This window comes from Flavobacterium sp. A45, assembly GCF_002001005.1.
Classification (GTDB): Bacteria; Bacteroidota; Bacteroidia; order Flavobacteriales; family Flavobacteriaceae; genus Flavobacterium.
Map to the genome: position 1 here is coordinate 1 of NZ_MUNX01000147.1, position 7,047 is coordinate 7,047.

General features: G+C 32.6%; 4 protein-coding genes. 2 read left to right on the forward strand and 2 right to left on the reverse strand.

Annotated elements, in window-relative coordinates; genetic code table 11:
- Nucleotides 1–157: 157 nt before the first annotated feature.
- A complete protein-coding gene (locus tag B0E44_RS17585) occupies nt 158–859 on the reverse strand; it encodes a LytTR family DNA-binding domain-containing protein (RefSeq protein WP_077378413.1) in 702 nt (233 codons plus the stop codon).
- Nucleotides 849–1,889: a sensor histidine kinase gene (locus B0E44_RS17590; protein ID WP_077378416.1), complete on the reverse strand. Its 1,041-nt coding sequence runs from the start codon at nt 1,887–1,889 to the stop codon at nt 849–851. The genes B0E44_RS17585 and B0E44_RS17590 overlap by 11 nt, the downstream gene beginning before the upstream one ends.
- A 278-nt stretch (nt 1,890–2,167) precedes the next feature.
- Between B0E44_RS17590 and B0E44_RS17595 the strand changes: the two genes are divergently transcribed.
- Both B0E44_RS17595 and B0E44_RS17600 read left to right on the forward strand, forming a co-directional pair.
- Complete coding sequence (locus tag B0E44_RS17595) at nt 2,168–5,200, forward strand: SusC/RagA family TonB-linked outer membrane protein (protein ID WP_077378419.1); 3,033 nt, start codon at nt 2,168–2,170, stop codon at nt 5,198–5,200.
- Between the two features lie 11 nt (nt 5,201–5,211).
- On the forward strand, nt 5,212–6,792 hold the full coding sequence (locus tag B0E44_RS17600) for a RagB/SusD family nutrient uptake outer membrane protein (protein WP_077378422.1): 1,581 nt from the start codon (nt 5,212–5,214) through the stop codon (nt 6,790–6,792).
- Nucleotides 6,793–7,047: the final 255 nt, after the last annotated feature.

Below are 7,047 nucleotides of genomic sequence, written 5' to 3' on the forward strand. Positions count from 1 at the left end.
TCATAAATTCATCAACTAATGGCAGATTTATTGCTTTTTTATAACTGAAAAATCGATGTAGAGCTATTTTTTCTGTATCAAAAACAGTTCATTTTTAACTATTATATAAATTTGTAAAACACATTCAAATTTGTCGAATAGCTATCTAGCAGAATTATTATTCTAGAATTTTTACTTTAACTTCTTTACTGTAATTTCTTCCAATAGGAATAGTGTAGGATAAAATTTGTATTCTGTTGCCTTCAATAGATTTTACTTTATTTAGTGCAATAGTATAGGATTTATGGATACGCATAAAACGATCTGCAGGTAATTCCTCTGTTAATGAAGTTAATGATTTATGGGTGATATAGGTTTTTTCGGGAGTGACAACTTTGATGTATTCTTTCATTCCTTCTACAAAAAGAATTTCATCAATGTTAATTTTAACCATTTTTTTATCTACTTTGATAAAAAGATGTGGTTCGATGCGATGGTTCTCTATTTTAATATTATTTTTTAAATTGTATTCGGCTTCAATTTTGTGAATACATTTTATAAATCGGGGTAATGGAATGGGTTTAACTAGGTAATCCAGTACTTCTAGGTCGTAACTTTCGGCAGCAAATTCCCTGAAAGCTGTTGTGATGACGACTCGAGTTTTATTTTCGAGTAAACTAATTAATTCAAAACCGGTCATCATAGGCATATTGATGTCAAGAAAAACAGCATCAACATTATTTGAATTTATAAATTCGAGTCCTTCCAATGAATTGTTAAAAGTAGCAATAACCTCAAAGTCTGAAAAATTTTCAAAATAATTGAGCAATACTTTTATAGCTAAAGGTTCATCGTCAATTAATACACATTTAATCTTCATTATATAAAGGTATTTGTATTTTGATTATATAGAAATTGAATTTTATCATCTGTTTTATGATGAAATTGCTTTTGTAAATCAGTTTTAATCTTTTTTTAGTGTTTGATAAACCAATTCCTTTTTTTGATTTTACAGGTCGTGAAATTACAAAATTATTTATTATTTCAAATTCCAGTTCTGACTTTGTAGTCCTGAAGTTGATTTTTATTTTGAGTTTCTCATTATTTGCACCACCATGCTTAAAGGCATTTTCTATTAATGATATGAAGAGCAATGGTGGAACTTTTATATTGTCAATATCGGATTCAAGATTGATGGTTACTTCTACGTTTTCAAACCGCAATTTTTCTATTTCAATATAATTTTGGATATAATTGATTTCATTTATCAAAGGCACAAACTTGGATTCATTGATATCGTATAGAACATATTCCATCAAATTGGAAAGTTTTATAATCACATCAGGTACTTTGTCCGATGATTCTAATGAAAGGGCGTAAAGGTTATTTAAAGTATTAAAAAAGAAGTGAGGCTGAATCTGGTTTTTTAAGTATTTTAATTTTATTTTATTTTGATTTTCCATTATCGCTTTGTTGCGATCTCTTTCCCTAAGCCAAGTTAGCATTAAATAGATAGACGATGCAATCGCAAGCACATAGACTTCTCCAATAGTAACTGCCACAATATGATTGATTTCAAAAGGAATGTAATCTCTATTGGCTTCGGGCCAAATGTTTTTTGAAATTACAAAATAGGTCAGTCCTGTTTTTAATAAATAAACAACAGCTAAGCTGGCCAGTAATGAAATAGTGTATTTGATGTATTTAGATTTTAATACAAACATCGGAACGAGTACTAAAATATTGAAATACACAAATGGTATATGAAGAGCAAATTCTAATAGATTCGATTTGAATGAATACTTATAATCATTAAAATAAGCACCCCAACGCAAAAAGTTAAGAATAAACCAAATTCCCCAAAACCATACATGGTTAATGAGTTTGATTTCAAAGTTTATTTTTTTCATTAATTATAGGTGTAAATAGGGAATGTATTAAATCGAATTAGTTACTGTTTTGTTTTGCAACAATAATCATTTTGTTATTAAAAAAAGCATTTTGATGCAAAAAATGTTGAATTATATGAATAACAGCTTAAATAATATTTAAGAAAACGTTTTCGAAAAACGCATTATTGATTAAAAGATGTCGTTGGTTTAAAAAGTAATGCTGTTGGTTTAATTTATTTTTTTGAAAAATACTATCCACATAATTTTACAACATAACTAACAAAAATAATTTAAAAATGAAAAAAATTTTTTTAATCGTAATGGTTATTTTTACTACGCAAGTTACCCTTGCGCAGACAAAAAAAATCAATGGTTTTGTTTCAGATGCGGCGGGTACTCCGATACCAGGTGCAAATGTTAACGTAAAAGGCGAGACTAATGGAGCCTCAACAGATTTTGACGGTAAATTTACACTTGATGTTAAGCCAGGCGCTACACTAGTGATTTCATACTTAGGATATGAAACACGAAATGTACAAGTAGGAGAGTCATCTTCAATTGATGTAAAGTTGAATTCAGCAGCTTCTACAGCTTTGACAGAAGTAGTTGTAACTTCATTAGGTATCAAGAAATCTAAAAAATCTTTGACTTATTCTGCACAAGAGTTAAAAGGAGAAGATCTTGTTAGAGCAAAAGATCCTAATTTAATGAATACAATAGCAGGTAAAATTGCTGGGGTTGCGGTAACTAAAAGTGCCGGTGGTACTGGAGGTTCTACAAAAGTAACTATACGTGGAAATTCATCTACTACAAACAACAACCCTTTGTACGTTGTTGATGGTGTGCCAATGCTGAATATTTCTTCTATTCAGCCAAATGACTCATTTGGTTCAACACAAGGAGGTAACCGTGATGGTGGTGATGTTATTGGATTATTGAATCCAGATGATTTTGAAGGTATGACTGTACTTAAAGGTGCATCTGCTACAGCTTTATACGGTAGTCAAGGTGCTAGAGGGGTTGTTTTGTTGACTTCTAAAAAAGCAAAAGAAGGAGTTTCTTCTTTCAGAGCCTCTTCAAATACAACAGTTGAAACAGCTGCTTATTTGCCAAAATTCCAAACCTCATATATCGCTAAGCCAGGAGCAGATGAGTCATGGGGAGCTGCGCAAAGTACACCAGATCATACAAGAGACTTTTTTGAAACTGGAGTAACTCAAATATCTTCTTTTGGTTTTTCTACAGGATCTCAAAATTCTTCTACAAACGTTTCTTATGCTAATACTTCTGCAAATGGTGTTATACCAACAAACAGTTTGAGCAAAAATAACTTTAGCATCAGACAAATGGGTAAATTCTTTGGTGACAGATTAACTGTTAACGCCAATGCAAATTATACATCTCAGTATGTTACAAACAGACCAACTAGTGGTTTGTATTTTAATCCACTTACAGGTCTTTATTTAATGCCAAGAGGATATGATTTTAACGAATACAAAAATAATTTTGAAGTATTTGATCCTGCCAGAAATATGATGGTTCAAAACTGGATGACCAATAGAGATATTGAGCAAAATCCATATTGGGGATTGAATCGCAATAAATCTAAAGATGGTAATCAATATATAAATGGATCTGTTGGATTGAACTATAAAGTTAATAATTGGTTATCTATTGGTTCTAGATATAATTATGATAGAGTTACTTCACAATTTGACAAAGAAATTTACGCTTCTACTCAAGGTACTTTATCTCATATAAATGGAAGATATATTAGCATCGATAACTTAAGTTCTCAAAATTACGGGGATTTGATCGCTACAATTAATACAAAAATTAATGAGGACCTTACATTTTTCGCAAACGTAGGTACCAGTTTTACAAAAACATTTATAAATGATGAAACGGTTTTAGATTCTGATCCATCTGGTTTAGGTATTGCAAACTGGTTCACACTTCATAATTTTAATTCTAATACTGGTAATTATCAAAATTACGGTTACCGTAGAGAGCAACAATCTGTTTTTGCTGCAGTAAATTTTGGTTACAAAAACATGTTGTATTTAGATATTACAGGACGTAATGACTGGTCTTCTACATTGGCAAATACAGGAAATATGTCTTTCTTTTATCCATCTGTTGGAGCAACTTGGCTTGTTTCTGAAACTTTTACTATGCCAGATGCAATTTCTTTTGGTAAAGTGCGCGCTTCTTTTGCACAGGTTGGTAATGACGTTCCTGCGTTTTACACTTCTCCAACTTACGCTTATACAGCAGCAAATCCACAAAATATCAACCCAACTGTTGGTCCAAGACCAGGTACTACATTGAAACCTGAAAGCCAAAATTCATTTGAGTTAGGAACTGAATGGAGATTTGTTAATAACCGATTCGGAATAGAATTAACATACTATAACAACAAAACTAAAGATCAATTGCTTACAATACCAGCTCCAGCTACAAATGCTGAGGGTTACCAAAATTATGCATACAATGGTGGTGTGATTGAAAACAATGGTATTGAGGTATTATTGACTGCAAAAATCGTTGATAATGACAAGTTTAAATGGGATGCTACTGTAAACTATTCAAAAAATAGCAATGAAGTTTCTGGATTACCAGAAGAATTAGGAGGTACAGTTATTCTAACTCCAGCGGGTGTGAATAGTTATAGATATTCATTGATTAATGGTCGTCCATTTGGAGTTATCGAAGGAATTAACCTTAAGAGAGATGCTCAAGGTAGAGTTTTATTGAATGCTGATGGTTCAATCCAAAAAACAGATTTCGAAGAAGTTGGAAATGCAAATCCAGATTATATGTTAGGTTTTAGTAACTCATTTAAATATGGTAACTATTTCTTAAACTTTACAATTGACGGACGTTTTGGAGGAGATGTAATGAGTTTGACTGAAGCTGTAAATGATAAATTTGGTGTTTCTCAAGCGACAGGTAATGCTAGAGATGCTGGAGGGGTAGCAATTAATGCTGTTTATCCTGATGGAACTGCTTATGCAGGAAAATACCCAGCGGAGAGCTACTATAGCCAAGTTGGAGGTAGAGAAGGTGCAACAGGTGAGTATGTTTACGATGCAACAAACGTAAGCTTAAGAGAATTGGCATTAGGATATACATTTGATCTTAAAAACAGTAAAATTTTCAAAACAGCTAACTTATCTTTGGTAGGTAGAAATTTATTCTTCTTCTATAAAGATGCACCATTTGATCCAAATATTTCTTTGAGTACAGGTAATGGTTTACAAGGGATTGATGTTTATGCAGCACCTTCTACAAAAAGTATCGGTCTTAATTTAAATGTAACTTTCTAATCTATATCATCATGATACTAAATAAAATAAAAACAACTGCTATATGCGCTTCATTGCTTGCAGCAGTAAGTTGTACAAGCGATTTCAACGAAATTAACACGAATCCAACTGGGATTACTGCTGAAGATCTTGAGCAGGATTTTAACCATGTAAAAGTTCCTTTTACTACTGTTTTTACTGGGATTTTTAATACTACACACTGGAAATACCAATTGCAGCAAAACTTGAGTGCTGATATTTGGTCAGGTTATATGGCTACTCCAACTCCTTTTAAAGGAGCTGCAGGAGATAACTCAAACTACAATCTTGTTGATGGTTGGAATGGCTTTATCTGGAGTTTGCCTTATACAGATGTAATGGCAAATACACTTAAAATTGAGCAAAGAACCAAAGGAAAATACGATCAATTCTATGCTATTTCTTTGATTTTGAAAGTAGAAGGAATGCATAGAGTTACTGATGTATTTGGTCCAATTGTATATTCTCAATTTGGTACTACTGATGCTACAATTCCTTATGATTCACAAGAAGAAGTTTACACCAAAATGTTTTCTGAACTTGATTTTGCTGTTACAGAATTAACTAAAAGAGTTAACGCAGGTGAAGCTTCAAATTTTGCAAGTACAGACATGAGTGGTTATGGAGGTGATTACAAACAATGGGTTAAATATGCAAATTCATTGCGTTTGCGTTTAGCGATGAGAATTGTTAAAGTTAAACCGGCATTGGCAAAAACAGAAGCTGAAAAAGCAATTAGCCACCCTTTTGGTGTGATGACTACAAATGCTGATATCGCTAAAGTTATCATTCCTAATTATATTGATCCAATTTTGACAATATCTTCTTCTTGGGGTGATATTAGAATGTCTGCTGATATGGAATCAATAATGAATGGATACTCAGATCCAAGACTTGCTAAATACTTTAAGGAATCTGCTGATTTTCCTGGTGAATACAGAGGAGTTCGTACAGGTATAAATATGATAGCGAAGTCTGACCGTACAGGTATGTCTGAAATTGGTTCAATTGTTGGGTCAAATGAAAAAGTGTTGATGACGACAGCTGAAGTATATTTCTTGAGAGCTGAAGGTGCATTAAGAGGTTGGAATATGGGTGGAACTGCTCAGGCTTTATATGAAGCGGGTATAACTACATCATTTACGCAACACGGTGCTTCTGGTGCGGCTAGTTACATCGCTGATAATGTAAGTATGGCTAAAGATTTTGTTGATGTTAAAGATGCTGCTAATAATGGAGCAGCTGTAAATAAAGTGACAATTGCTTGGGATGGTGCCGCTGCAAATGAGGTGAAATTGCAAAAAATTATTACTCAAAAATGGATAGCTAACTTCCCTGAAGGTCAAGAAGCTTGGTCAGAATACAGAAGAACTGGATATCCTAAATTATTCAGAGCATTACACAATACAAGTGGAGGAACAATCACAACTGAATTTGGTCCACGTAGAGTAAACTTCGTACAGACTGAGAAAGATGGTAACCCTGGTGGTGTTGCTACAGGACTTGCTAAATTAGGAGGGCCAGATAATGGAGGAACTAGACTTTGGTGGGATACTACTGGAGCTAATTTCTAAAAATTACAAATAGTTATTTTTTATTCCAGACAGGTGAAAGCCTGTCTGGATATAAAAAAAAGAAGAATTGAAAAATGATGTTGCAAGATTTTTTTAATTGATTTTTAAAGGTTTTATAACCAATCGCTCCGATTTGTAAAGTAAATTCACTTTGTTTTTAAGAGCCTATTACTATTGGAATTTCTTTTATTTTTTTTTAGAAAATAAAATTTATATATAAACAGAACTTATATGGTTTTGTTTCAAAACAACTAG